Source organism: Streptomyces sp. DSM 116793 (genome assembly GCF_057320905.1).
In genome coordinates, this window is sequence record NZ_CM170494.1 from 7,360,339 (window position 1) to 7,386,864 (window position 26,526).

Sequence of the window (26,526 nt, forward strand, 5' to 3'; positions counted from 1 at the left end):
ATCCCCCGAGTCCCTTCGCATCCCCCCGAGGAGTCCCCCGCATCCCCCCGAGGAGTTCCCCCGCATACCCCCGAGTCCCCCCGCACCCTCCCGAGTCCCGTCGCGTCTCGTCGGCGGCTGCCGCCCGGCGGGGTCTCGGGGGGCCTGACGGCGTCGCGGCGCTAGGCGGTGCGGCGGCGGCTGTCCGCCAAGGTCGCGAGGGCGTCGACGGTGGACTGGTCGGGGCGGTCGATCCTCGCGTGTGACTCGTCGACGAGGTTCGTCAGGGCGGTCATCTCGGTGTCCGTGAGCTGTTCTGCGATGTGGTCCGCGGCGGCGTTGGCGTGCAGGTGGTCCAGGGACGAGGTGCCGGGGATGACGACCATGACCGGGGAACGGCGCAGCAGCCAGGCCAGGGCGATCTGGGCGGGGGTGGCCCCCAGGCGCCGTGCCGGGGTTTCGAGGGCGTCGTGGGTGGCGAGACGGCCGTAGGCCAGGGGCCAGTACGGGACGAAGGCGATGCCCTGGGCCTCGCAGTCCTTCAGCACTTCGACGCCGCTGCGGTCGAGGAGGTTGTACCGGTTCTGCACCGCGGCGATCGGTGTGATCGCCTGGGCCCGGGCCAGCAGGTCGGGGGTCGCGCCGGAGAGGCCGATGCGCCGGATGAGCCCCTGCCGGCGCAGTTCCGCGAGGGTGCCCAGGGACTCCTCCAGGGGGACGTCGCCCGGCGGCGCCTGGCCGTCCCCGCCGATCCGCAGATAGGTCAGCTCGCTCGTCTCCGTCCCGAGGTCGGACAGTGCCTCGTGGACCTGCCTGCGGAGTTGCCCGGGGCGGCCGGCGCTGGTCCATGACCCGTCGGCGCCCCGGCCGGCGCCGACCTTGTTGCCGATCACGAGGTGCTCGGGGTAGGGCCGCAGGGCCCTGGCGATCAGCTGGTTGACGGTGCGCGGGCCGTAGGCGTTCGCGGTGTCGAAGAAGGACACCCCCAGGTCGACCGCGGTGCGCAGGACGCTCCTCGCGGACTCGGGATCGGCGGGTGGCCCCCATACGTTCGGGCCGGCGAGCTGCATGGCGCCGTATCCGACGCGGTTGACGGCGGTGTGGGGGTCGAGGCGGTGGGTGAGGAGGGGGTTGTTCACGCCGGTTCTTCCCGTTCTGTCGATATCGGTGATTCGATTTTCACTGTATCAGTGATATTTCGATGATAACGAGAATCGCTTATCATTGATGTATGGATGCGAAGGGCGTGGTCAGGCGGCAGATCCTGGAGGTCGCGGCGGAGCTGCTGGAGAAGGAGGGCAGCCAGGCCGTCTCCACGCGTGCGGTGTCCGCCGCGGCGGGGGTGCAGGCTCCGACGCTGTACCGGCTGTTCGGTGACAAGGACGGGCTGCTCGCCGCCCTGGCCATCCACGGCTTCGAGAAGTACCTGGCGGAGAAGCAGGCGCTGCGCCGGACCGACGATCCGGTCGCCGACCTCCACCGCGGATGGGACATGCACGTGGACTTCGGCCTGCGCCACCCCGCCTTCTACCTGCTCATGTACGGGACCGAGCGCCCGGAGCGGCGGCCGCCCGCGGCGGACGAGGCGAACGGGCTGCTGATGACGTTCCTCGGGCGGGTCGCCGAGGCGGGGCGGCTCCGGGTGCCGGCCGAACGGGCCGCGCGCATCCTGCTCGCCGCCATCACGGGGACGACCCTGGCCCTGATCGGGACGGCGGAGAGCGGCCGCGACCTGGAGGTCTCCTCCCGGATGCGGGACACCGTCATCGCCTCGATCGTCACGGACCCGCCGGCCTCCGCCCCGTCGGATCTCGCGCCCCGTGCGCTCGCCCTGGACGCCGCGGTCTCCGGCGCCGGGCCGGACGGCCTTCCCCTGCGGCCGGCGGAGACGGCGCTGCTGCGCGACTGGTTGCAGCGGCTCGCGCAGTGAGCCGACGGTACGGGGGCCGGAGGGCGCCCTCCCCCCGCCTCGGACACGCAGCGTCACCGGTGGCAACCGGTCATGTGGGGGCAGGATGGGAAACATGGCATTCCATGTCGACTCCGAGGCCGGCCGGCTGCGCCGCGTCATCCTGCACCGTCCGGACCTGGAGCTGAAACGCCTCACTCCCAGCAACAAGGACGCCCTCCTCTTCGACGACGTCCTGTGGGTGCGACGCGCCCGCCAGGAGCACGACGGCTTCGCCGACGTCCTGCGGGACCGCGGCGTGACCGTGCACCTCTTCGGTGACCTGCTCACCGAGACCCTGGACATCCCGGCGGCCCGGGGCCTGGTCCTGGACCGTGTCTTCGACGAGAAGGAGTACGGTCCGCTGGCCACGGACCACCTGCGGGCCGCCTTCGAGGCGCAGGAGTCCGGCGATCTCGCCGAGGCGCTGGTGGGCGGGATGACCAAGCGGGAGTTCCTGGAGCGGCACCCCGAGCCGTCCTCGGTGCGGTTCCATGTGATGGACCTGGACGACTTCCTGCTCGACCCGCTCCCGAACCACCTCTTCACCCGGGACACCTCGGCCTGGATCTACGACGGCGTCTCGATCAACGCGATGCGCTGGCCCGCCCGCCGGCGCGAGACCGTGCACTTCGAGGCCATCTACCGGCACCACCCGCTCTTCCACGGCGACCGGGCGGGCCCGTTCCACACCTGGTCGCGGGGGCAGGGGGACTATCCCTCCACCATCGAGGGCGGGGACGTCCTGGTGATCGGCCAGGGGGCGGTGCTCATCGGCATGAGCGAGCGCACCACCCCGCAGGCCGTCGAGATGCTGGCGCACAAGCTCTTCGCGGCCGGTTCCGCGCGTACCATCGTCGCCCTGGACATGCCGAAGCGCCGGGCGTTCATGCACCTGGACACGCTGATGACGATGGTCGACGGGGACACCTTCACCCAGTACGCGGGCCTCGGCATGCTCCGCTCCTACACCATCGAGCCGGGCGTCGACGGCAGCGAGCTGAAGGTCACCGACCACCCGCCCGAGCACATGCACCGCGCCATCGCCGCCGCGCTGGGGCTCAGCGGGATCCGGGTCCTCACGGCCACCCAGGACGTGCACTCCGCGGAGCGCGAGCAGTGGGACGACGGCTGCAACGTGCTCGCGGTGGAGCCGGGTGTCGTCGTCGCGTACGAGCGGAACTCCACCACCAACACGCACCTGCGCAAACAGGGCATCGAGGTGATCGAGATCCCCGGGAGCGAGCTGGGGCGGGGGCGGGGTGGCCCGCGGTGCATGAGCTGTCCGGTGGAGCGGGACGCCGTGCCCCGGTGACCGTCTGCCGCGGTCCTCCGGTGGAGCGGGAGCCGGCCACCTGGGCACCCTGTATAAAAATGTAGAGAATCGTATATACTTCCAGTCCTACGAGACCCGTACCCCAGGAGCACCCCATGGCGACTGTCCCGGTCAAGCTCACCGGACGCCACTTCCTCAAGGAACTGGACTACACCGCGGAGGAGTTCCGCGGCCTGGTCGAGCTGGCCGCCGAGCTCAAGGCGGCCAAGCGTGCGGGTACCGAGGCCCGGCGGCTCACCGGCCGGAACATCGCGCTGATCTTCGAGAAGACCTCCACCCGCACGCGCTGCGCCTTCGAGGTGGCCGCCGCCGACCAGGGTGCCGCCACGACCTATCTCGACCCCGCCGGCTCCCAGATCGGGCACAAGGAGTCCGTCAAGGACACCGCCCGGGTGCTCGGCCGGATGTTCGACGCGATCCAGTACCGCGGCGACAGCCAGGCGAACGTGGAGGAACTGGCCGCGCACGCCGGCGTCCCGGTCTACAACGGCCTGACGGACGACTGGCACCCGACCCAGATGCTGGCCGACGTGCTCACCATGACCGAGCACTGCAAGAAGCCCCTGGACGCCGGCCTCGGCTTCGCGTACCTGGGCGACGCCCGGTTCAACATGGGCAACTCCTACCTGGTCACCGGCGCCCTGCTCGGCCTGGACGTACGGATCGTGGCCCCCGAGGCGTACTGGCCGGCCCCCGCCGTGGTCGAGCAGGCGCGGCGGCTCGCCGCCGCGAGCGGTGCCGTGGTCACGCTCACCGAGGACGTCGCCGGGGGTGTGCGCGGCGCCGACTTCGTCGCCACCGACGTCTGGGTCTCCATGGGGGAGCCCAAGGAGGTCTGGGACGAGCGCATCGCCGCGCTCCGGTCGTATGCGGTGACCATGGACGTGCTGCGCGCCACCGGCAACCCGGACGTGAAGTTCCTGCACTGCCTGCCGGCCTTCCACGACCTGGGTACGCGGGTCGGGCGGGAGATCCACGAGCGGCACGGGCTGGATTCCCTGGAGGTGACCGACGAGGTGTTCGAGTCCGCTCACTCGGTCGTCTTCGACGAGGCGGAGAACCGGCTGCACACGATCAAGGCGCTGATGGTGGCCACCCTCGCGTAGCGCCCCTATGGGGCGCGGGGTTGCGACATCGTTCGCGGCTCCGCCGCATCGCCGTCCCGGAGGGTTGTTTCGCATCGTGTCCGGGCCCCCGGTGGGTGGTGGTTGCGCGCGCAGTTCCCCGCGCCTCTGCGAGGCGGGGCTGTGTCTGTGCGCGGCTCCGCCGTGTGGGCGCGGTCGGCCGCGGCGAGGCCGTCGGGGCGTCGCCGTCCCGGAGGGGTTGTCTCTGTCGTGTCCGGCCCCCCGGTGGGTGGTGGTTGCGCGCGCAGTTCCCCGCGCCCCTGCCGGGGTGCGCGTTCGCGTTCGCCCGATCCCTCCTGGGTGCCCCCACTGCTCTTGTCATGTCCCTGATTGGCGCCTACAGTTCGGGGCCGATGGCTATGGGAGCGCTCCCATAGTCAGCCCCCACACCACCCGGAAGGGGACCCATGACATCCCGCACCCACCCGACGCGTTCCCTGCGTGCCGCGCTCGCGGCGTTCGCGGTGGCCGTCGGCTCGCTGACCGCGGTCGCGAGTGCGACGGGCACCGCCCGTGCCGACACGCAGATATGCGACGCATACGGCACGACCACCATCCAGGGCGCCTACGTGGTGCAGAACAACCGCTGGGGCACCAGCGCCGCCCAGTGCATCAGCGTGTCCGCCTCCGGCTTCCGGATCACCCAGGCGGACGGCTCCGTGGCGACCGACGGCCCCCCGAAGTCGTACCCGTCGGTCTACAACGGCTGCCACTACAAGAACTGCTCGCCGGGCACCACCCTGCCCAAGCAGATCAGCGCCATCGGCAGCGCGCCGAGCAGCGTCTCGTACACCTTCACCGACAACGCCGTCTTCGACGCGGCGTACGACATCTGGCTGGACCCTCAACCCAAGAAGGACGGGGTCAACAGGACCGAGATCATGATCTGGCTCAACCACGTCGGCCCCGTGCAGCCGGTCGGCTCCCAGACGGGCACGGCCACCGTCGGCGGTCGGAGCTGGGCCGTATGGACGGGCAACAACGGCGGCAATGACGTCGTCTCCTATGTGGCGTCCTCGCCGATGTCGAGCTACAGCTTCGACGTCAAGGCCTTCGTCAACCACACGATCAGCCTGGGCAAGGCCCAGAACTCCTGGTACCTGACCAGCGTCCAGGCCGGCTTCGAGCCGTGGCAGAACGGGGCGGGCCTGGCCGTGAACTCGTTCTCGTCCAGCGTGAACTGACGGGCTACGCGGGGTGCCGCTGCTGCTGCCGCGGGACCCCGCACGCCAGGGTGAACCAGACCGCCTTGCCGGTGTCGGTGGGGCGGTGGCCGCAGGACGAGCTGAGCGCGCGCAGCAGGACGAGGCCGCGACCGTGCTCCGACCACAGGTCGGGCTCCTCGATCGGGCCCAGGAGGCCGAGGGCGGCCGGCGGGGATGGGTCGCGGTCGTGCACCTCGACCTGGCAGCCGCCCGGCAGCATCGAGACGACCAGCTCGATGGGGCCGTCGGCCGCGGTGTGCTCCACGGCGTTGGCGACCAACTCGGCGGTGAGGAGTTCCGCGGTCTCGCTCTCGGCGGTGTGCTCCAGGTCCGCCAGCGCCGACCGCACCACCGCACGCGCCATGGGCACGGCGGCCGTGGTGCGCGGCAGCGCTATGCGCCAGGGGACCTGTGCGGGAGGTATGAACACGGCGACATCCAGTCCGGGGAGCAGGTGGGCCTGCTTTCAACCTTTTGAATGGTACGTGGCCTATGGGCAAAGCCTCCCCGCGGGTCCAGTGAGACCCCTCTGACCTGGCCTTTTCGCTGTACGGGTGACAGCGCCACAGCTCTCTGTGCCCATCCGGTGCTCCATTCGCACCGGTGTCGTGCCGGTCTTGTGACCGCCATCCCGGCCAGAGTACCGCGGTATCGCGCAACCGTGACGGAAGTCATGAACAAGTGATAACTTCGATGCGGTACCTCGATCCCGCGCGTGCCCGCGCAGCCGAGTGCGGCTCGCCCGGCCCGCCAGCCGCCCCCGCCCGAGGAGCCCGCGCCATGAGTCCCTTCGCCGGATCCGCGTCCCGCACCCAGCAGTGGCACCACCTCCGCCTCACGGTGGCCGACGGCGTCGGCACCGTCACCCTCACCCGCCCGGAGAAGCTGAACGCCCTGACCTTCGGCGCCTACGCGGATCTGCGCGACCTGCTGGCCGAGCTGTCCCGGGAGCGTTCGGTGCGTGCGCTGGTGCTGGCGGGGGAGGGCCGGGGCTTCTGCTCCGGGGGCGACGTGGACGACATCATCGGCGCCACGCTCGCCATGGACACCTCTGACCTGGTCGACTTCAACCGGATGACGGGACAGGTCGTGCGGGCCCTGCGGGAGTGCCCGTTCCCCGTGGTCGCCGCGGTGCACGGGGTGGCGGCGGGCGCGGGCGCCGTCCTCGCGCTGGCCGCGGACTTCCGGGTGGCCGACCCTTCCGCGCGCTTCGCTTTCCTGTTCACCAGGGTCGGGCTCTCCGGAGGCGACATGGGCGCCGCGTACCTGCTGCCGCGCGTGGTCGGCCTCGGCCACGCCACCCGGCTGCTGATGCTGGGGGAGCCGGTGCGGGCGGCGGAGGCCGAGCGGATCGGCCTGATCAGCGAGGTGACGGAGGAGGGCCGCGCGGGCGAACGGGCGCAGCAGCTGGCCCGCCGCCTCGCCGACGGCCCCGCGCTCGCCCACGCCCAGACGAAGGCGCTGCTCACGGCCGAACTCGACATGCCGCTCGGCGCCGCCATGGAGCTGGACGCGTCGACGCAGGCCCTGCTGATGACGGGGGCGGACTACGCCGAGTTCCACGCGGCGTTCACCGAGAAGCGGGCACCCGAGTGGCGGGGCCGGTGACGGTGGCGCCCGGCACGACGGCGCCCGGCACGACCGCGCGCGGCACGACCGCGCCCGGCGCGCCGGCCGGTCGGCCCCTGCGGGTGGCCGTGGTCGGCGGCGGGCCCGGCGGGCTGTACGCGGCGGCGCTGCTCAAGCGGCTCGACCCGGCGCGCGAGGTCACCGTCTGGGAGCGCAACGCGCCGGACGACACCTTCGGCTTCGGAGTGGTGCTCTCCGACGAGACCCTCGGCGGCATCGAGAGCGCGGACCCCGTGGTGTACGCGGCGCTGGAGGCCTCGTTCGTGCGCTGGGACGACATCGCGGTCGTGCACCGGGGTCACCGCGAAGTCTGCGGGGGGCACGGCTTCGCCGCCCTGGAGCGCCGCCGGCTGCTGGCGATCCTGCACGAGCGCTGCCGCGCCCTCGGCGTCGACCTCCGCTTCTGCACCGGGGCGCCCCCGGTGGCGGTGCTGGCGGCGAGCCACGACCTGGTGATCGCCGCCGACGGGGTGCACAGCCGCACCCGCGCCGCGCTGGCCGAGGTCTTCCGCCCCCGGGTCACCGAGCACCGCTGCCGCTACATCTGGCTCGCCGCGGACTTCGCCTTCGACGCCTTCCGCTTCGAGATCGCCGAGACGGAGCACGGCGTCATGCAGCTGCACGGCTACCCGTACGCGGCGGACGCCAGCACCGTGATCGTCGAGATGCGCGAGGAGGTCTGGCGGGCGGCGGGCTTCGCCGGGCTCGACCGGCAGCAGTCCGCCGAGCGCTGCGCCAAGGTCTTCGCCACCGCACTGGACGGCCGACCGCTGCGCGGCAACAACTCCTCCTGGCTCACCTTCCGCACCGTCGTCAACGAGCGCTGGTCCGCCGGCAACGTGGTGCTGCTCGGCGACGCCGCGCACACGGCCCACTTCTCCATCGGCTCCGGCACCAAGCTCGCCGTCGAGGACGCCCTCACCCTCGCCGCCTGCCTGACGGAGCACGGGGTCGGCGCGCCGGGGCACGGGGACGGACCCGTCGGCGGGGACGCGCTTCCTCGTGCGGCCGGACCCCTCGGCGAGGACACGCCGCCCGCTGTCGGCTCGCCCGCCGGGGGGAACGCGCCGGGCCGCGCGGCCGGGCCCACCGGCGCGGACGCGCTAACTCGCACCGACGCGCTAACTCGCACCGACGCGCTAACTCGCACCGACGCGCTCACCCGTGCCCTCCGGGCGTACGAGGACGAGCGCAAACCCGTCGTCGCCTCCACGCAGCGCGCGGCCCGGGCCAGCCTGGAGTGGTTCGAGGAGCTGGCCCGCTACACCGCCCAGCCGCCCCGCCAGTTCGCGTTCAACCTGCTCACCCGCAGCCGCCGCGTCACACACGGCAATCTTCGGCTGCGCGACCCGGCGTTCACCGCGGCCGTGGAGCGCGACGCGGGCTGCCCGCCCGGCACCCCGCCGATGTTCACGCCCTTCCGGCTGGGCGGCCTGACCCTGCGCAACCGCGTGGTCTGCTCGCCGATGGACATGTACTCGGCCGTGGACGGGGTGCCGGGCGACTTCCACCTGGTGCACGTGGGCGCCCGGGCGCTGGGCGGCGCGGGCCTGGTGATGACGGAGATGGTGTGCGTCAGCCCCGAGGGCCGCATCACCCCCGGCTGCACGGGCCTCTACACCGACGAGCAGACGGCGGCCTGGCGGCGGATCGCCGGCTTCGTGCACGCCCAGGCGCCCGGCACCGCCCTGGGCGTGCAGCTCGGGCACGCGGGCCGCAAGGGCTCCACCAAGCTGATGTGGGACGGCATGGACGAGCCCCTGGACGACGGCGACTGGCCGCTGGTCGCGGCGTCCCCGCTGCCGTACACGCCCCGCAGCCAGGTCCCCCACGAGCTGGACGCGGACGGCCTCGCCAGGGTCCGCGCACAGTTCACCGAGGCGGCGCGACGGGCCGCCGAGTGCGGCTTCGACCTGCTGGAGCTGCACTGCGCGCACGGCTACCTGCTCTCCGGCTTCCTCTCCCCGCTGACCAACCGCCGCACCGACGCCTACGGGGGCTCCCTCGCCGGCCGGCTCCGCTTCCCGCTGGAGGTCTTCGACGCGGTGCGCGCGGTGTGGCCGGCGGAGCGGCCCATGACGGTCCGCATCTCCGCCACCGACTGGGCGCCCGGCGGCACCACCGCCGAGGACGCGGTGGAGATCGCGCGGGCCTTCGCCGCGCACGGCGCCGACGCGATCGACGTCTCCACCGGCCAGGTGGTCGACGACGAGCGTCCCGAGCACGGCCGCTCGTACCAGACGCCGTACGCCGACCGGATCCGCAACAGCACGGGCGTGCCGGTGATCGCGGTCGGCGCCATCTCCTCGTGGGACGACGTCAACTCCCTGATCCTGGCCGGCCGCACCGATCTGTGCGCGCTGGCCCGCCCGCACCTGTACGACCCGCACTGGACCCTGCACGCCGCGGCGGAGCAGGGCTACGCGGGCCCGGGCGCGACCTGGCCGGTGCCGTACCGGGCGGGCAGCCGCCGCCCACCCACCGGCCGCACCGACGCCCCCCGCCCCCGCCTCACCCTGCCCCACTGAGACCGTCCCCGCGCCCACCACCCGCACCGCACCCGCACCGCACCCGCACCGCACCCGCACCGCACCCGTGCGGCACCCCGCGCGGACCGGCCACACCGGCTGCGGCGATCTTGTCCGCGCCCGTTCCGGGGGAGCGGGGAGCCTGTCCGTCCGACCTTCCGCCACCCGGCGGACGTGAACGCGATCGCCGTGAACCGGAGGCCGGATTCCCGGCTGCGGCAGATGCCGGAGCCGGCGGCGCGGCATGATGAGGGCATGCTGACCCGACCTGTGCTCGTCTATGACGGGGACTGCGCCTTCTGCAGCACCTCGGTGCGGTTCGCCGAGCGCCGGATCCGGCCCCGCTGTACGAGCTCCCCGTGGCAGTTCACGGACCTGGACTCGCTCGGCGTCACCCGGCGGCGGGCCGCACACGAACTCCTGTGGATCACCCCGGCCGGCACGGTGTACGGCGGCGCCCAGGCCGTCGCCAGGCTGCTCATGAGCGCGGGCCGGGGGTGGGCCGTCCCGGGTGCCCTGCTCACCCTGCCTCCGCTGCGCTGGATCGCGCGCGGCGTCTACCGGCTCGTCGCGGCCAACCGCGACCGCATGCCCGGCGGCACACCGGCCTGCGCGCTCCCCACGCACCACCGCACACCCTGAGGGCGGCGAGGCGAGCACGGCGAACCGGGGGAGCGCGGGCCGGCCCCGGCCACGACCGGGGCCCGCCGTGCCGTGCCGTGCCGGGCCCGCGCCGGCGCCCGCGCCGGCGGGAGCCGACGCCGGCGATCAGGTGGGTTCCTGCGTCGATCAGGCGTTCACCCGGTGGTCACGCGGTCGTCTTGGCGGCGATCCTGGCGCGCAGCCGCTCACGAACGGCCGGCCACTCGTCCGCGAGCAGGCTGTAGTACAGCGAGTCGCGGCGGGTGCCGTCCTGGCGCCGCATATGGCTGCGCAGTGTTCCCTCGTGGACGAGGCCGAGGCGGGTCAGGGCCTGCTGGGACCGTTCGTTGAGGTTGTCGGTGCGCAGGGCGAGCCTGACCAGTCGCAGGTCGTCGAAGGCGTGTGCGAACAGCAGCAGCTTGGACTCGGTGTTGTAGGGACCGCCCCAGCAGGAGCGGTCGAACCACGTCGCGCCGACCTCGCCGCGGCTCTCGGCCAGGTCGAGGTCGTACAGACTGGTCGAACCGATCACGGCACCGTCGTCACGGCGTTCCACCGCGAAGCACCGCCGGGCGGGATCCGCGATCATCCGGCTGATCATCTCGCGCGTCTGCGCCACGGTCTCGGGCCGCGGCCGGGGCATCCAGCGCCACACCTGAGGGTCGGAGGCGGAGGGGAAGAGCGCTTCGGCGTGGTCCGCGGACAACGGGACAAGCCGGATGGTGCGGCCGGGCAGGGAGTCAACGTTCACCCCAGCACGGTAGAACGGGCGCTCGGGCCGACCGCGGTGCCGCCCTGCTCCGCCCGTCTCCAGGGCCCGAAGACTCCTCCGTGGCGCCGGGCCCCGGCCGGCCGTGCGGCACACGAGGGTGACCGATTCGCGCGCGGGCGGGCCCACCCCTTACCCTGCGCGCCATGGCAAAAGCACCCGTTCTCACGCCCCGGGCGGACGACTTCCCACGCTGGTACCAGGACCTGATCAACAAGGCCGAGCTGGCCGACAACGGGCCGGTCCGCGGCACCATGGTCATCCGACCGTACGGGTACGGCCTGTGGGAGCGGATGCAGCAGGAGATGGACGCCCGGATCAAGGACGCGGGCGCCTCCAACGCGTACTTCCCGCTCTTCATCCCGCAGTCGTACCTGACGAAGGAGGCCGAGCACGTCGAGGGCTTCGCTCCCGAACTCGCCGTCGTCACGCACGGCGGCGGCAAGGAGCTGGAGGAGCCCGTCGTCGTCCGCCCCACCTCCGAGACGATCATCAACGACTACTTCTCCAAGTGGGTGCAGAGCTACCGCGACCTGCCCCTGCTCATCAACCAGTGGGCGAACGTGGTCCGCTGGGAGCTGCGTCCGCGCGTGTTCCTCCGTACGACCGAGTTCCTGTGGCAGGAGGGCCACACCGCGCACGCCAGCTACGAGGACGCCCGCGACTACGCCGCGCACATCCACCGGAACGTGTACGCCGACTTCATGGAGAACGTCCTCGCCATGGACGTCGTGCCGGGACGCAAGACGGCCAGGGAACGGTTCGCCGGCGCGATCAACACCCTCACCCTGGAGGGCATGATGGGCGACGGCAAGGCCCTGCAACTGGGCACCAGCCACGAACTCGGCCAGAACTTCGCCAAGGCCTTCCACACGCAGTACCTGTCGAAGGACGGCCGGCAGGAGTACGTCTGGCAGACCTCCTGGGGCTCCACCACGCGCCTGGTCGGCGCCCTGGTGATGATGCACGGGGACGACGACGGCCTTCGCATCCCGCCCCGCCTGGCCCCGGTCCAGGCGGTGGTCGTCGCCATCAAGGGCGACGAGGCCGTGCTGGCCAAGGCCCATGAGATCGGCGACCGGCTGAAGAGGGCGGGAGTACGCGTCCGCGTCGACGACCGCGCGGACGTGCCGTTCGGCCGCCGCGCGGTCGACTGGGAACTCAAGGGCGTGCCCGTACGGATCGAGGTGGGCCCCCGCGACCTGGAGAACGGCGCCGCCGTGCTGGTCCGCCGCATCGCGGGAAGCAAGGAGCCGGCGGCCGTCGAGGCGCTCTCCTCGCTCGTGCCCAAGGTGCTGGAGGACGACCAGGCGCTGCTGCTGGCGCAGTCCCGCGAGCGCCGCACGGAGCGCACCGTCGAGGTGACCACGATCGAGGAGGCCGCGGAGGCCGCCGGCACCGGCTGGGCGCGCATCCCCTGGGCCACGCTGGGCCCGGAGGGCGAGGCGAAGCTCGCCGAGCAGGGCGTGTCCGTGCGATGCCTGGTCGCCGCGGACGGCTCGGTTCCGGAGAGCGACGACCAGCCGGGCAACGTCGCCGTCGTGGCGCGCGCCTACTGACCCGCGGGAGCGGGCCGGCGCCCGTGGCCCGCTCGGCCGCCGGTGCCGGGTCGGCGTCCCGGCCGGCCGGGACGTCCACGCGGCCGTCACGAACCCCGGCCCCCGGGAGCCGGGAGCCGGGGTCGGGGCGGCGGCGAGCGGGCCACGGGCGGCGAAGCCGAGACGGCGGCCAGGCTCGGCACGTAGTAGTCGCCGCTCGCGTCGAAGAGCAGTCCGGCGAGGGCCGGGCCGACCGCGGCCGCGGGGAGCACGGCCGCGTGGGCAGAGGACACTCGCCAGCCCCGATGACCGGCCGCCCGCAAGGACGAGCAGGCGAAGCCAGGGGGCACGTGGAGGTCTCCGCTGCCGGTCATAGAATCGAACGCATGTCCGACCTGCCGCCCGATCTGCCGCGCCTCCGTGTCCTGGAGACCTGGCTGCTCTACACGCTCGACCGGGTCCGGCGGAAGATCGCCTCACTGGAGCGCCGGGAGGCGGAGCGGCGGCGGGGTGCCCGGGCCCGGCCGCCAGTGCCGGACTGGACGGTCGAGGTCGGCATCGGGCGCGGCCGGCCGCCGGTGTACGCGCATGTGGGCGGCTGCGTCACCGCCGGGGGCAGGCTGCGCCAGGTCAGCCGGGCCGAGGTGGTGCGGGCGCTGACCGAGGGCGTCCCCGCGTGCCCGCACTGCCGCCCGGACACCACGCTGGGCCTCCTGGAGTGAGCCGCCGAGCGCGCTCGGGGCCCGGGCCGGCGGCCGCGCGCCGGCGCGCGACCGGTTGTGTGCCGAGTCGGCCGCCGCGCGCCGGCGCCCGTCGGTCGTTCAGGCCGCCCGTCGCTCGGCCTCTCGGTCGCGGCCTGTCGGTCGCGCGGCCTGTCGGTCGCGCGGCCTGTCGGTCGTTCGGCCTGTCGGTCGTTCTGTCTGCCGGTGGTTCAGTCCGTCGCGCGTACGAACCTCTCGCCCTCCTCCCGGAGGCGTTCGTGCAGGCCCTGGAAGACCGCTGCCGAGTGGCCGCCCGGCCAGTCGGCGGGAAGGAGCTCCGGGGGCAGGCCCGGGTCGGTGTAGGGGAGGTGGCGCCAGGAGTCGAGGGCGAGCAGGTAGTCCCGGTAGGCGTCCTCGGCAGGGGTGTCCGTGCGGGACCGCCAGGCGGCCAGCACAGGCTCGTGCGCGGCGAGGAACCGCTCGTGCTCCGCCGCGATGGCGGGCAGGTCCCACCAGCGCGCCACGGACTCCGCGGTCGCCGCGAAGCCCAGGTGCGCGCCCCGGAACAGCTCCACATACGGATCGAGGCCCAGCCGCCGCAGGGTGTGCCGGGTCTCCTCGTGCAGCCGGGCGGGCGCGATCCACACCCCGGGTGCCGCGGTTCCGAAGCCCAGCCCCGCGAGCCGGGAGCGCAGCACGTGCCGTTTGGCGCGCTCGGCCTCCGGCACGGAGAAGACGACGAGCAGCCAGCCGTCGTCGGCGCGCGGCGGTTCATGGGCGTAGATGCGCCGGTCGCCGTCGTCGAGGAGTTGCCGGGCGTCCGGGGAGAGCGCATACCCGGCGGCGCCGGTGGCGGTGCGCGCGGGCACCAGCAGGCCCCGGCGCTTCAGACGCGACACGGACGAGCGCACGGACGGCGCGTCCACCCCGGCCGTGCCCAGCAGCCGGATCAGCTCCGCGACCGGGACGGGTCCGGGGAACCCGCGGCCGTAGGCGCCGTAGAAGGTGACGATCAGCGAGCGCGGAGTGTGGGTGCTGGTGCGCTGGGGGAGTGGCGGCTCGGACACGTGATCACTCTAGGGGGCTTCTGATGGATCTCCGTGGGAGAAGGAGCGGCTCCCCCACTGCCCCAAAGGCGTGGGAGGTGCCCCCAGTGCGTGCTCTGGGGGTGCCCCCTGCTCGAAGAGCTTGGGGGAGTGCCGGGTGCACGTCCTCGTACTGGGCGTACGTGGGCTTGTGCCCGGTGCGGCGCGTGGGGGTGCCCCCGCGCGTGGGGGTGCCCCCGCGCGAGCCCGTTCGAGCGTGGGGGAGCAGCCGAGCGTGGGGGAGCGTGCCGGGCGTCGCGACGCCACGGAGATCCATCAGAAGCCCCCTAGGCGCCCGGTCGGGGCCCGTGCGGGCCGGCTGCGCCGGGCCCCGGGGTCGGTGGTGGTGCCGTGGACGGCGGCGGTTCCGGCCTGGGCGCCGGTCGGGGTTCCGGCCTCGTCTCGGGCCCAAGTTCCGGCGTGGGCCCCGGTTCCGGCTCAGACCCCGGTGACAGCTCGGGGCGCGGTCGCGGTCCCGGCCCCGGTCGTCCCGGTCCGGGCCCCTCCTCCGCTCCCGGGTCCGGGAGCGTGCGCGGTTCCGTACCCGGCTCCGGTGCCCCCGAGCCGCCGGTCCGCCGATCGCCGGCCGCGGTGGGTGGTTCCGGGCCGTCGGGCCGCCGGCCCTCCGCGGGGGGCGGATCGGCGTGGCGGGGCCGCCGGCCGGCCGGTGCGTCCGGTCCGGTGCCGTCGGGCTGCCGGTCGTCGTCCGTGGTGCGCAGCCGGAAGCGTTGCAGCTTGCCGGTCGCCGTGTGGGGCAGTGTGCCGCAGAAGACGATCTCGCGCGGGCACTTGTACGGCGCGATCTGTGACCTGACGAAGTCGCGCAGGGCGTCGGCGTCCCGCACGGCGCCCTCGCGCAGCACCACATGGGCGACGGCGATCTGCCCGCGCTGCTCGTCGGGCCGGCCCACCACGGCCGTCTCCCGCACGTCGGGATGGCGCAGCAGGACGTCCTCCACCTCCGGGCCCGAGATGTTGTAGCCCGCCGAGACGATCATGTCGTCGGCGCGTGCCACATAGCGGAAGTAGCCGTCGCCGTCGCGGACATACGTGTCACCGGTGATGTTCCAGCCGTCGCGCACGTACGCGCTCTGCCGGGGATCGGCCAGATACCGGCAGCCGACCGGGCCGCGCACCGCGAGCAGCCCGGGGCGGCCGTCCGGCACCTCCCGCCCCGCGGCGTCCAGCACGCACGCCTCCCAGCCCGGCACCGGGCGGCCGGTGGTACCGGGCCTGATGTCGCCGTCCGCGGCCGATATGAAGATGTGCAGCAGCTCCGTGGAGCCGATGCCGTTGATGATCCGCAGGCCGGTGCGGTGGTACCAGGACCGCCAGGTGGCCGCCGGCAGGTTCTCGCCCGCGGAGACACAGCGGCGCAGCGACGAGATGTCGTGGCCGTCCAGCATGCCCAGCATGGTGCGGTAGGCGGTGGGCGCCGTGAACAGCACCGACACACGGTGCTCGGCGATCGCGGGCAGCAGCAGGCGCGGCCCGGCGTTCTCGAGCAGCAGCGCGCTCGCCCCGGCGCGCAGCGGGAAGACCACCAGACCGCCGAGTCCGAAGGTGAACCCGAGCGGCGGGCTGCCCGTGAACACGTCGTCGGGCACCGGCTTGAGCACGTGCCGGGAGAACGTGTCGGCGACCGCCAGCACATCGCGGTGGAAGTGCATGCAGCCCTTGGGCGGCCCGGTGGTGCCGGACGTGAAGGCGATCAGCGCGACGTCGTCGGCGGCGGTGTCGACCGCCCGGTAGGGCGACGGCCGGGGCAGCCGGGCGCAGCGGTGCACGAGATCGCCGGGCGTGTCGCCTCCGTAGGTCGTGATGCGCAGTCCGGGCCCGCCGGCCGCGGCCAGGTCGTCGACGGAGCGAGCGTCGCACAGGGCGTGCCCGACGCGCGCGAGCCGGCAGATGGCGGCCAGCTCGCGGGTGCGGTGCTGGGCCAGCACGGTGACCGCGACGGCCCCGGCCTTCATCACCGCGAGCCAGCACGCGGCGAGCCACGGTGTGGTGGGCCCGCGCAGCAGCACACGGTTGCCGGGCCGCACGCCGAGCTGGCCGGTCAGCACGTGTGCGATCCGGTCGACGCGGTCCCGCAGCTCCTCGTACGACCACGGCTCGCCGGACGGCCCCCGGAACGCGGTGCGGTCGCCCCCGAACCGCCGGATCGTGCCGTCCAGCAGCTCGGCACCGCAGTTCAGCCGGGGCGGGTAGCGCAGCTCGGGCAGGCCGAAGGTGAGCCGGGGCCACTGCGAGGGGGGAGGCAGGTGGTCACGCGCGAAGGTGTCGGCGTGGGCGGTGGGGGAGGTGCGCGGGGCGTGCGGGGCGGAGACGGGGGACCCGGCGGAGGGCTCACCGGGGCCCTTCTCCGCGCCCCCGGGCCGCGGTGCGTCACCCGGGGCGTGCGGCGGTGCGTCGCCCGGGGCGTGCCGCGGTGCGGCTCCGGCGCTTCTCTGCCTGGCGTTCCCGGCGTCCATGGGCGGTTCGCCCCCTTGAGGTGGTGGGCTCGCGCAAGTCGTGGTGGGCTCGCGTAAGGAGCGTATCGTGATGGTGACGACAGTCAACGGTTCGCGATAAGGTGGATCGGGAGGGGACCCGATGGCCACGACGCCCGCATTCGCGCTGGATCCTGAGCAACGCGCCTGGTGCGCACACCTGCGCACGCTCGCCGCCGAACGGCTCCGCCCGCTCGCCGAGCAGGGCACGCCCGGGCGCCTCAACCGTCCGCTGCTCGCGGCCCTCGGTGAGCACGGCCTGCTCCGCAGGCTCTTCGCCTCCGGCGCCCTGGAGCTCTGCCTGATGCGGGAGTCCCTGGCCTACGCCTGCACCGAGGCGGAGACGGCCCTCGCCCTCCAGGGCCTCGGTGCGTACCCCGTGCTGAGCTGGGGCACGGCCGAGCAGCGGGAGCGCTGGCTGCCCGAGGTCACGGCCGGCCGCGCGGTCGCCGCGTTCGCGCTGAGCGAGCCCGACGCCGGCTCCGACGCCGCGGCGCTGACCCTCGCCGCCGAGCCCGATCCCGGCCGTCCGGGCGGCGACGGCTGGCGGCTCACCGGCAGCAAGTGCTGGATCTCGCAGGCCCCTGAGGCCGACTTCTACACCGTCTTCGCGCGTACCACGCCCGGTGCGGGCGCCCGCCGCATCACCGCCTTCCTGGTCCCCGCCGGCCGGCCGGGGCTGACCGGCAGCCCGCTCGACATGCTCGCCCCGCATCCCATCGGGGCCCTGGTGTTCGACGGTACGCCCGTGACCCGCGCCGATGTGATAGGCGAACCCGATCGCGGCTTCCGGGTCGCCATGGCTACGCTCAACCTCTTCAGGCCAAGCGTGGGCGCCTTCTCGCTCGGCATGGCCCAGGCCGCGCTGGACGCCACGGTCCGGCACACCGCGCGGCGCAGGGCCTTCGGCGGTGTGCTCGGCGATCTGCAGGCCGTCGCCCACCAGGTCGCCGAGATGGCCACCCGCACCGAGGCCGCCCGCCTGCTGGTGTACGCGGCGGCGGCCGCGTACGACCGCGGGGACGACGGCGTCGCCCGGACCTCCGCCATGGCCAAGCTGCTGGCCACCGAGACCGCCCAGTTCGTCGTCGACACCGCCGTCCAGTTGCACGGCGCGCACGCCCTGCGCCGCGGCCATCTGCTGGAGCACCTGTACCGCGAGGTGCGCGCCCCACGGATCTACGAGGGCGCGAGCGAGGTGCAGCGCACCATCATCGCGAAGGAGCTGTACCGATGAGCCCTCTGGAGCGGGTCAACCCCGCCGAGCTCGCCCCGCCCACCGGCTTCTCGCACGCCGTGGTGGCGACCGGCTCCCGGCTGGTCATGCTGGCCGGCCAGACGGCACTGGACGGCGAGGGCCGGATCACCGGCGAGACGCTTCCCGAGCAGTTCGAAGTCGCCCTGCGCAACCTCCTCGCCGCGCTGGCCGCCGCCGGCGGCACCCCCGCCGACCTGGCCCGCGTCACCGTCTACGCCACCGATGTCGCCGACTACCGCGCCCACGCCCGGGAGCTGGGCCGCATCTGGCGCGGCCGCGCGGGGCGGGACTATCCGGCGATGGCGGTGATCGGAGCGGTGCGGCTGTGGGACGAGCGGGCGCTGGTGGAACTGGACGGCGTGGCCGTCCTCGCCTGACACCGGCCCGGCGCCGTCCTGCCGCACGCGCCGCATGGGTGCCCGCGTGCACCCACCCGGGACATGGGATGTCGCCACGTCTCGCGGTGCCTGGCTGCCCGTGGGGATGTCAGCGGAAGAGAAGAGCCGCAGGTGATGGTGGAGGCCCACACGTCCCGGGTGGAGCGGATAGCGGAGAGTGATGCCGCCTCTTCCTGGACATGGGATGCCCTGGTAGTGTCACGCGGCACGGCAAGGGGTGTGAAACCGATCGATGTCACTGACCGACAAGGCCATCACGCGCATCAGGGAGCTCATTCAGTCCGGTGCGCTTCCGCCGGGCGCCAAACTCCCGCCGGAACAGCAACTGGCCTCGGAGCTCGGGCTCTCCAGGAACCTCATGCGCGAGGCGGTGAAGGCGCTCGTGGTCGCCCGGGTCCTGGAGATCAGACGCGGCGACGGGACCTATGTCACCAGCCTGGAGCCGGCCCTGCTGCTGGAGGGCCTGGGCTCGGCCGTGGAGCTTCTCCGGGGCGACACCCTGCTGGAACTGACCGAGGTGCGGCGCCTGTTCGAGCCCATCGCCACCTCCCTGGCCGCCGCGCGGATCTCCGACGACGGTCTGGCCGAGGTCAAGCGCCATCTGGACGCGATGAGGCGCGCCCGTGACGACGTCGAGGTGCTCAACGAGCACGACGCCGCCTTCCACCGCGCGGTGATCGCGGCGACGGGGAACGCCACGCTGGCCACCCTGCTGGAGGGCATCTCCAGCAGAACCGTGCGTGCCCGTGTCTGGCGTGGACTGGTGGACGACAACGCCGGTGGCCGGACCATCGCGGAACACGAGGCGATCTACGCGGCCCTGGCCGCCGGAGACACCTCTCTTGCCCAAGCGACGGCGCTGGTTCACGTGAGCACGACCGAGCGGTGGCTGCGCGAGCACCTGCAGCACGACGAGGCCTGAGAGCACCGGGCCGGATGAAGCACCAACGGGCCCAGGCCCTGGTGACACGACGCTGGGCGCGGTGCGGTCGCCGGTGACACGCGAGGCGAGCGCCCGGACCGGCCTTCGGTCCACCGTCGTCCGTGCGCCGACCGCCGCCCTGTGGACGGCGGTCGGCGCACGGACGGATGTGACGGCCACCGCCTACGGCCACCGCCTACGGCCACCGAGCTTCCTCCGCACCGCCCGTTCCGGTGCTCCCCGGTGGCCGCGGCACGACTGCCCGGTCGGGGTCGGTACGCCCGGAGACGTTGCGCGGCGCCTCCAGGGGGCTTCCCCTAGACGCGGGTCCACTTCTGGTTCGCCTGGCTGTTGCAGGTCCAGAGGATGAGCGGTGTGCCGTTGGCCGTGCCGGCGTCGGAGGCGTCGAGGCAGAGTCCTGCGTGGGCGTTGCGGATCGACCCGTCCGGGTTGACGGTCCACTTCTGGTTGTCCTGCCCGTTGCAGGGCCATGTGATCGCGCGTGTGCCGTTGGCGGTTCCCTGGTCGTAGGCATCCAGGCACTTGTCCCCGAAGACACGGATCTCGCCGCCCGCCCACGTGGTCCAGAGCTGGTTGGCGGCCGTGTGGCAGTCCCAGAGCAACACCGTCGCACCGGCCGCCGTGGAGGCCTGGTCCACGTCCATGCAGCGACCGGCCCCGCTGCCCCGCAGCCGGGAGGTCGTGGCGGCCAGGGGGCTGCCGCCGCTCACCCGGAACGCGGCGACACCGTGCGCCGGCACGCTCGCCGAGATCCGGCCCGACGTGCCCGACGTGGCTCCGGTCCACAGGTCGGTGAGCGTGAACGAACCGCCGGACAGACCGGCCTCGGTGGCTGTGGTGGTGACTGTCGCGGTGCTGCCGCCCCGGTTGAACAGGCCCACGGCCACGGAGCCGTCGGACAGGGGTTTGGCGAACACCTCGGTGTCGCCGTCGTCGCGGACCCGGCGCCCTCCGGCACCCAACGGGTCCTGGTCCACCGCCAGCAGGCGCGGGTTGCGCAGGATGGCGCTGACGTCGGCGGACATGGTGCGGATGTCGTTGCCCGCCATGAGCGGCGCCCCCATCAGCGCCCACAGGGCGAAGTGGGAGCGGGACTCGGTCAGCGTGAGGCCCGGTCGGCCGACGACGAGCATGTCGGGATCGTTCCAGTGCCCGGGACCCGCCTGCGCGGCCAGCGGGGCGGTGACATCCAGAACGTTGCCCACGCCCATCGGGTAGCTGTTGGTGTTGCCGTTCTGCCAGATGTCGAGCAGGTCCTCCGTCGTCCGCCACAGGTCGGCGACCTCGCCCCAGTTGTAGGTGGCGCCGGTGATGGCATGCAGGCTGTTGGGGTTGATGCTGTAGACGATCGGGCGCCCGGTCGCGCGCAGCGCGTCGCGCATGAGCGTGAACCGTGCGACCTGCTCGTCCCGCGTGCCGGCCGAGGAGCACCAGTCGTACTTGAGGTAGTCCACGCCCCACGCGGCGAAGGCCTGTGCGTCCTGGACCTCGTGGCCCTTGCTTCCCGTGGCTCCCGGGTAGGAGCCCACGCCCTGCGCGCAGGTGCGTTCGCCCGGGGCCTCGTAGATGCCGAACTTCAGGCCCCGGGCGTGGATGTAGTCGCCGAGTGCCCTCATCCCGCTGGGGAACTTGGCCGGGTCGGCCCGCAGGTTGCCCGCGGCGTCGCGCTGCGGATCGAACCAGCAGTCGTCGACCACCACGTACCGGTAGCCGGCGTCCCTCATACCGGAGGACACCATCGCGTCGGCGGCCTGGTGCACCTGCGTCTCGGTGACTCCGCACCCGAAGCTGTTCCAGCTGTTCCAGCCCAGCGGTGGGGTGAGCGCGGGGCTACCGGGTGCGGCGTGTGCGCTCGAGTGGGCTCCCGTGATGAATCCGGTGGCCGCCAGCGCGGCTGCCGCAAGGAGGCTGAGCAGACGTCTGCGTGCTGGTAAGGACAAGGTGATGCCTTTCCGGGATGGGGTGCCGGCGAGTGGGTCGTCGTGTGGTCGAGGCCGAGTGCCGGACGTGCGCGGGCCCCATGGCGCCCTGCGCACCACTGTCCGTCCCTCGCCGGTGCGGTTCAGCGGTAGCCGGCGGCGACGATGTTCGCCTGGACGGCGTTCTCCGTCTGGTCGGAGGGGTAACCCGAGACGATGGCTCCCTCGTAGAAGGTGCCCGCGCTGAGGTTGGCACCGCCACCCGGCTTGCAGCAGTCCCCGCCGCTGCCCAGGACGATGGCTCCCTGCTTCTTCATGGGGCTGTATCCGCTGGGCAGTGAGCCGTCCCACAGGGTGGTGAGGCCCCCGGCCTGTGCGTCGCTGCCCTTGATGGCGAAACGGGAGGTCCCGTTGTTCTTCAGCGTCGCGGTGACGAACTTGCTGGGGAAGGCACGCTGGTCGGGGTTCCAGGACTGGCTGCCGCCGGAGTACAGGCCCCACTCGAGGTCGGCCTGTACCCAGGGGCCGCTCCCGGAGCAGCCGCCGAACCAGCACTCGGTGCCGAAGTTGATCGCGTCCATGGCACCGGCGGCATCGGCCTTCCGCGTGGTCTCGCTGTTGCCGTAGTCGAAGCAGCAGCCGCTGTTGACGTGTGTGCCGCTGGTGACCATGTACATGCCTTCAGGTGCGCTCCCGGTGGGGACACCGGTCGCGTGGCCGTCCCTCCAGTAGCTGTTGCCGGGGTTGATGTACAGCGAGTACGCCTTGCCGCCCTCAGCCGTCAAGGACTCGGACGTCGCCTTCGCCGGGCTGCTCTGACTTGAGCCGGGGACCACGCTCGACCCCTGGTACCACAGGTCGTTCCCGTGTCCCGACTGGTCGTAGACGACCGTGATGACACACGACGTGCTCGCACAGAACGAGTCCTGGGCCGCGGCGTTCGCGACTCCTCCCGGGGATCGCACACCGACGTCCCTGGTCGCGTTGTCCAAGGCGCGTCGCACCTGGTAGAGACGGCCGTTGTAGGAACCGTAGAGCGCCCGCACCGTACTGTGCGCCGCCACACAGGGCGTGCCGCCCGAGCGGTAGATGTCGCACGGGCCCGTGCCGGCCGCGGACGCCGGGACCGACCAGCCGAAGGCGGCCCCCAGCACCGCCACCAACGTGAGCGCCAAGCACGTGGCCACGGCGGTGGGAGTACGGCGACCGCGCGGCACCCGGCCCGGCGTGGAAACGAGTGAAGACTGCATCTGCGTCCTCCTGCGTGCGAGTCTGCGTATGGCGTAGGCATGCCAACGACACATGTTTGAGATATCGAACAGCATTCGGAAAGTCGGACGGTCTCTGGATGATAGAGGGACGCCGAAGGGTGTCAATACGTGCCGCACGCGGGCTGAGCGGTGGAGCCGGCGGGGCGGCAACTGCTGCCTGACATGTGATGTCTTCGACCGTGCAAGCGTGGTGCTCGCTCCCGTCAGGACGGGTGGCTGCCGCGCTCCCTTTGCTTCAGTCCACGTCAAGCGTATTGACAGTTCCGAAGATCGCATGGGACCTCTGGAGAGACATGGGATGTATCGCCCGGGAGTCTCCAGCCCTCCCATGCCGCGCCGCCACCCGTACACGTCACCGGAAGGTTCACTTCATGACGATCAACAGGCGCCTGTTCCTGTCGGGAGTCGCCACCGTCGCCGCCGCCACGGCGACGAACCTCGGACTGGGCGGCGGGACCGCGCACGCCGCCCCGTCGTCCTACTCGCCCACGTGGCCGTCGGTCGATCGGCACCCCGCGGCCCCCGAGTGGTTCCAGGACGCGAAGTTCGGCATCTACTTCCACTGGGGTGCCTTCAGCGTCCCCGCCTACGACAACGAGTGGTATCCGCGGAACATGTATGTCGGTGGCAGCGCCGCGAACGCGCACCACATCGCCACCTATGGTGATCCGTCCACATGGCCCTACCACAACTTCATCGACGGGGCTCGTGACAAGGCCGGCAACTTCGTGCAGTTCGCGCCGAGACTTCTCTCGGCGGGCGGCAGGTTCGACCCCGACGCCTGGGCCCAGCTCTTCGCCGACGCGGGTGCCAGGTTCGCCGGCCCGGTGGCCGAGCACCACGACGGCTTCTCGATGTGGAACAGCGCGGTCAACGAATGGAACTCCGTCCAGCGCGGCCCCCGCCTGGACCTGCTACGGCTCTTCAGCGACGCCATACGCGCCAAGGGCATGAAGCTGCTGGTGTCCCTGCACCACGCGTACAACTTCAACGGCTACTACGACCACGTGCCCGCGCAGCCCACCACCAGCCTGAAGAAGCTCTACGGCCAACTGGGCACCGCCGCCGAGAACCAGCTCTGGTACGACAAGCTCAAGGAGGTGGTCGACCAGGCCAGGCCCGACATCATCTGGGAGGACTTCGACCTCACCCGCGTCGACGAGGCCAAGCGACTGGACTTCCTGTCGTACTACTACAACCAGGCCCTCGGCTGGGGCCGAGAGGTCGTGGCCACGTACAAGGACGGCTACAACAACAAGGGCGAGGTCTTCGACTACGAGCGTGGCGGCCCGGCCGACATCGCCACCCCCTACTGGCTCACCGACGACAGCATCAGCAGCTCCAGCTGGTGCTACACCCAAGGCATCGGCTACTACTCCACCCCGCAGATGCTCCACTCGCTGATCGACCGGATCAGCAAGAACGGCAACATGCTCCTCAACATCGCGCCCATGGCGGACGGCACCATCCCCCAGGGGCAGAAAGACGTCCTGCTCGGTATAGGCGACCACCTCAAGCGCTTCGGTGAATCCCTCTACACCACCCGCGCCTGGACCGTCTACGGCGAAGGCCCCACCAAGATGGGCGGCGGCTCCTTCACGGAGCCGCGTGCGGGGACCGCCAAGGACATCAGGTTCACCCGCAGCAAGGACAACACCGTTCTGTACGCCACGATCCTCGGCTGGCCGGGCGCCTCGACGACCATCACCACCCTGGCCGGAGGCCGCATCGACATGCACGCACTGAAGTCGTTGCAGCTGCTGGGCGGCACTCCGGGCACGTACACCGACCTGCCCCGCCCGACCCAGAGCGGCGACGGACTGCACGTCACCCTCCCGTCGGCCACCGCGCCGCACAGTGCACTGGCCTACGTGCTGAAGTTCACCTTCCCCGGCCGCATCCCCACCCTCGCGCCCGGCGCCTCAGGCGCCTCCGAGGCAGGCGCCGCCTGAGCGTCGTGCCGGTCCTCGTCGGACCCTCTTCGGGTTCCTCTGCGATCGCCCTGGTCCGGTAGGCCGGCCCGTCGGTGTGACCTGCCGGGTCCGCCGGCAGGTGCTGCCTTGCGCAGGAAGCGTCGGCGAATCGGTTCGATTATCAAGGGCGAGACCGTGGCATGGAGCAAGCCTCGATCCCCTGACGAGGGGCCAGTCTGGGGGCTTGGCCCCCAGGAACCACACGGTCGTTGGCCTTGACGGGCGTCGTAGCACGCTCTACGTTCTCGAATCGAACCGGTTCGCATCACGGTTCGGATTCCCCTTCCGACTGCGGGACGCAGCCCCCGTACCCCGTGCAGGGGGCCGGTGGGCTGCCCCCGCGCCTCCGCCCCGCCCCGCCAGATATCAGGGAGAGCCGCACATGAGGATCGTCACGCGCAGGCTGTTCGCCGGGATGGCAACCCTGGCCGCGGCACTGGCATGCAGCGTGCTGCCGCCGACGACCGCTCGGGCCGTCGACACCGGTGTCACCGTCGACTTCGCCACGGCCGGTGGAGCACCCGCGTACCACGCTTCCGGAACGCTGTACGGGATGTCACCGGACGGCTCCCGCCCCGGGGACGCCTTCTACACGGACATCAAGTGGCACCTGGAGCGGGCCGGAGGCGCACAGCTCAACAGCGGCGGCTACGCGACCAGCCTCGCCGACTACCGCACCCGCTGGGCCGCCACGCTCGCCCAGTACAAGCGGACGACGGCCCTCGGCGGCACGTTCATCCTGCTCCCGCACGATCTGTGGGGGGCCGACGGCACCACGAGCCAGGCCTTCCCCGGCGACAACGGTGACTGGACGAAGTTCGACAGCTTCGTCCGGCAACTCATCACGGACGTCCGCGCGAACCACATGAGGGTCGAGTGGGACCTGTGGAACGAGCCCGACCTCTCGATCTTCTGGAAGCCGTCGCAGGCGCAGTACCTGCAGATGTGGTCCCGCTTCTACAGCGCCGTCCGGTCCGCGTTTCCCGACCAGCTCATCGTCGGTCCCAGTACGGCCTCTCAGCCCTCCTCGGGCAATGCCTGGTGGAAGGCGTTCCTGGACCACGCCAAGGCGGACGGCAAGGTGCCGGACATCTACAGCTGGCACGACGAACCCGGTGACCCCGTGGCCGACGTCGGCAGGGCCGATGCGCTCCTGGCCGCCGGCGGCCTCAAAAGGACCCGGCCTTACCAGATCAACGAGTACGCCACGTCGTCGATGCAGACTCCGGGCGGCGGTGGATGGTTCATATCCCGCCTGGAACGGGCGGGCGCGGACGGACTGCGCGGCAACTGGGCCGGCGGCCAGTCCCTCCACGACTACGAGGCCGGCCTGCTGACCAAGGACAGCGCGGGGCGGTACCAGCCCCGCGGCGAGTGGTTCACCTATCGCTACTACGGGTCCCAGACGGGGAACGTCGTAGGCCTCGTACCGGGGACGAACACCGACGGGTTCGCGACCAAGGACAACGCGGCCAGGAACGCCAAGATCCTCCTCGGCTCCAACGGCAACACCGGGGAGGTGACCGTCAACCTCACCGGTCTGAACACCACGTCGGTGGTGACCGGGGGAAAGGTGCGCGCCGTTCTCCAGCGCATCCCCTACAACTCGGGCAATGCCGTCACGGGCCCGACCACCGTCCTCGACCGGGTGCTGAACGTGAGCGGGAGCAGCACGGCCTCGCTGACAGTGCCGTGGGGCAGCGCGCAGGACGGCTACACGATCACGTTGCTGCCTCCGACGGGGTGACCGGGGGCCCGCCAGGGGACCGCAGGGGTGACCACGCGTGC

Annotated in this window: 19 protein-coding genes and 3 pseudogenes; 14 read left to right on the forward strand and 8 right to left on the reverse strand. The window is 72.3% G+C overall.

Annotation, left to right across the window (positions count from 1 at the left end; genetic code table 11):
• Nucleotides 1-161: 161 nt before the first annotated feature.
• Nucleotides 162-1,118: an aldo/keto reductase gene (locus ACSMXW_RS28950; protein WP_485800611.1), complete on the reverse strand. Its 957-nt coding sequence runs from the start codon at nucleotides 1,116-1,118 to the stop codon at nucleotides 162-164.
• Nucleotides 1,119-1,210: 92 nt separating this feature from the next.
• Here ACSMXW_RS28950 and ACSMXW_RS28955 point away from each other — a divergent pair, with 92 nt between their 5' ends.
• The 4 genes and pseudogenes from ACSMXW_RS28955 to ACSMXW_RS28970 form a co-directional block, all read left to right on the forward strand.
• Nucleotides 1,211-1,909, forward strand: coding sequence for a TetR/AcrR family transcriptional regulator (locus ACSMXW_RS28955; RefSeq protein WP_485800613.1), 699 nt, complete (start codon nucleotides 1,211-1,213; stop codon nucleotides 1,907-1,909).
• 94 nt (nucleotides 1,910-2,003) lie between these two features.
• A complete protein-coding gene (locus ACSMXW_RS28960) occupies nucleotides 2,004-3,242 on the forward strand; it encodes an arginine deiminase (RefSeq protein ID WP_485800614.1) in 1,239 nt (412 codons plus the stop codon).
• 116 nt (nucleotides 3,243-3,358) lie between these two features.
• A complete protein-coding gene (gene argF / locus ACSMXW_RS28965) occupies nucleotides 3,359-4,369 on the forward strand; it encodes an ornithine carbamoyltransferase (RefSeq protein ID WP_485800616.1) in 1,011 nt (336 codons plus the stop codon).
• Between the two features lie 425 nt (nucleotides 4,370-4,794).
• Nucleotides 4,795-5,568, forward strand: a pseudogene (locus ACSMXW_RS28970) (GH12 family glycosyl hydrolase domain-containing protein); the annotation flags it as partial.
• Nucleotides 5,569-5,575: 7 nt separating this feature from the next.
• Here the strand turns inward: ACSMXW_RS28970 and ACSMXW_RS28975 are convergent.
• Entirely contained in the window at nucleotides 5,576-6,022 is a 447-nt protein-coding gene (locus ACSMXW_RS28975) for an ATP-binding protein (protein WP_485800619.1), read from the reverse strand.
• A gap of 350 nt (nucleotides 6,023-6,372) precedes the next feature.
• On the opposite strand from ACSMXW_RS28975, the gene ACSMXW_RS28980 reads away from it, so the two are divergent.
• The 3 genes from ACSMXW_RS28980 to ACSMXW_RS28990 all read left to right on the forward strand — a co-directional run bounded on the left by ACSMXW_RS28980 (nucleotide 6,373) and on the right by ACSMXW_RS28990 (nucleotide 10,391).
• Nucleotides 6,373-7,200, forward strand: a complete 828-nt coding sequence (locus ACSMXW_RS28980; protein WP_485800622.1) for an enoyl-CoA hydratase family protein — start codon at nucleotides 6,373-6,375, stop codon at nucleotides 7,198-7,200.
• The gene (locus tag ACSMXW_RS28985; RefSeq protein ID WP_485800624.1) at nucleotides 7,185-9,749 is read left to right on the forward strand and encodes an oxidoreductase; all 2,565 of its coding nucleotides are present in this window, start codon (nucleotides 7,185-7,187) and stop codon (nucleotides 9,747-9,749) included. Before ACSMXW_RS28980 ends, ACSMXW_RS28985 begins: the two co-directional genes overlap by 16 nt.
• Nucleotides 9,750-10,004: 255 nt before the next feature.
• Complete coding sequence (locus tag ACSMXW_RS28990; RefSeq protein WP_485800626.1) at nucleotides 10,005-10,391, forward strand: thiol-disulfide oxidoreductase DCC family protein; 387 nt, start codon at nucleotides 10,005-10,007, stop codon at nucleotides 10,389-10,391.
• Nucleotides 10,392-10,557: 166 nt separating this feature from the next.
• Here the strand turns inward: ACSMXW_RS28990 and ACSMXW_RS28995 are convergent, their stop codons facing one another.
• Complete coding sequence (locus ACSMXW_RS28995; RefSeq protein ID WP_485800628.1) at nucleotides 10,558-11,142, reverse strand: GNAT family N-acetyltransferase; 585 nt, start codon at nucleotides 11,140-11,142, stop codon at nucleotides 10,558-10,560.
• A gap of 164 nt (nucleotides 11,143-11,306) precedes the next feature.
• On the opposite strand from ACSMXW_RS28995, the gene proS reads away from it, so the two are divergent.
• On the forward strand, nucleotides 11,307-12,719 hold the full coding sequence (gene proS / locus ACSMXW_RS29000; RefSeq protein ID WP_485800630.1) for a proline--tRNA ligase: 1,413 nt from the start codon (nucleotides 11,307-11,309) through the stop codon (nucleotides 12,717-12,719).
• A gap of 86 nt (nucleotides 12,720-12,805) precedes the next feature.
• Here proS and ACSMXW_RS29005 read toward each other — a convergent pair whose 3' ends face one another.
• The gene (locus tag ACSMXW_RS29005) at nucleotides 12,806-12,991 is read right to left on the reverse strand and encodes a hypothetical protein (RefSeq protein ID WP_485800632.1); all 186 of its coding nucleotides are present in this window, start codon (nucleotides 12,989-12,991) and stop codon (nucleotides 12,806-12,808) included.
• 93 nt (nucleotides 12,992-13,084) lie between these two features.
• Between ACSMXW_RS29005 and ACSMXW_RS29010 the strand changes: the two genes are divergently transcribed.
• Nucleotides 13,085-13,420, forward strand: a complete 336-nt coding sequence (locus ACSMXW_RS29010) for a DUF6233 domain-containing protein (protein WP_485800634.1) — start codon at nucleotides 13,085-13,087, stop codon at nucleotides 13,418-13,420.
• 209 nt (nucleotides 13,421-13,629) lie between these two features.
• On the opposite strand, the gene ACSMXW_RS29015 is transcribed toward ACSMXW_RS29010, so the two are convergent.
• Together ACSMXW_RS29015 and ACSMXW_RS29020 are read right to left on the reverse strand one after the other, a co-directional pair.
• Nucleotides 13,630-14,466 carry a PaaX family transcriptional regulator gene (locus ACSMXW_RS29015; protein WP_485800636.1) on the reverse strand — a complete coding sequence of 279 codons (837 nt, stop codon included), beginning with the start codon at nucleotides 14,464-14,466 and terminating at the stop codon, nucleotides 13,630-13,632.
• A gap of 713 nt (nucleotides 14,467-15,179) precedes the next feature.
• Nucleotides 15,180-16,958 (reverse strand): annotated as a pseudogene (locus ACSMXW_RS29020) (AMP-binding protein); the annotation flags it as partial.
• A gap of 121 nt (nucleotides 16,959-17,079) precedes the next feature.
• On the opposite strand from ACSMXW_RS29020, the gene ACSMXW_RS29025 reads away from it, so the two are divergent.
• The 3 genes from ACSMXW_RS29025 to ACSMXW_RS29035 all read left to right on the forward strand — a co-directional run bounded on the left by ACSMXW_RS29025 (nucleotide 17,080) and on the right by ACSMXW_RS29035 (nucleotide 19,554).
• On the forward strand, nucleotides 17,080-18,213 hold the full coding sequence (locus tag ACSMXW_RS29025; protein WP_485800638.1) for an acyl-CoA dehydrogenase family protein: 1,134 nt from the start codon (nucleotides 17,080-17,082) through the stop codon (nucleotides 18,211-18,213).
• The gene (locus tag ACSMXW_RS29030) at nucleotides 18,210-18,611 is read left to right on the forward strand and encodes a RidA family protein (RefSeq protein ID WP_485800640.1); all 402 of its coding nucleotides are present in this window, start codon (nucleotides 18,210-18,212) and stop codon (nucleotides 18,609-18,611) included. Before ACSMXW_RS29025 ends, ACSMXW_RS29030 begins: the two co-directional genes overlap by 4 nt.
• 253 nt (nucleotides 18,612-18,864) lie before the next feature.
• Nucleotides 18,865-19,554: a FadR/GntR family transcriptional regulator gene (locus ACSMXW_RS29035; RefSeq protein ID WP_485800642.1), complete on the forward strand. Its 690-nt coding sequence runs from the start codon at nucleotides 18,865-18,867 to the stop codon at nucleotides 19,552-19,554.
• A 317-nt stretch (nucleotides 19,555-19,871) separates the two neighbouring features.
• Here the strand turns inward: ACSMXW_RS29035 and ACSMXW_RS29040 are convergent, their stop codons facing one another.
• Together ACSMXW_RS29040 and ACSMXW_RS29045 are read right to left on the reverse strand one after the other, a co-directional pair.
• Nucleotides 19,872-21,464: a glycoside hydrolase family 27 protein gene (locus ACSMXW_RS29040; protein WP_485808374.1), complete on the reverse strand. Its 1,593-nt coding sequence runs from the start codon at nucleotides 21,462-21,464 to the stop codon at nucleotides 19,872-19,874.
• A 173-nt stretch (nucleotides 21,465-21,637) separates the two neighbouring features.
• Nucleotides 21,638-22,603: pseudogene (locus tag ACSMXW_RS29045) on the reverse strand (arabinofuranosidase catalytic domain-containing protein); the annotation flags it as partial.
• A 533-nt stretch (nucleotides 22,604-23,136) separates the two neighbouring features.
• Between ACSMXW_RS29045 and ACSMXW_RS29050 the strand changes: the two are divergent.
• Nucleotides 23,137-24,717 (forward strand): alpha-L-fucosidase, encoded by a 1,581-nt coding sequence (locus tag ACSMXW_RS29050; RefSeq protein WP_485800644.1) that lies wholly within the window; start codon nucleotides 23,137-23,139, stop codon nucleotides 24,715-24,717.
• A gap of 403 nt (nucleotides 24,718-25,120) precedes the next feature.
• Nucleotides 25,121-26,485: a beta-xylosidase gene (locus ACSMXW_RS29055; protein ID WP_485800646.1), complete on the forward strand. Its 1,365-nt coding sequence runs from the start codon at nucleotides 25,121-25,123 to the stop codon at nucleotides 26,483-26,485.
• Nucleotides 26,486-26,526 lie beyond the last annotated feature (41 nt).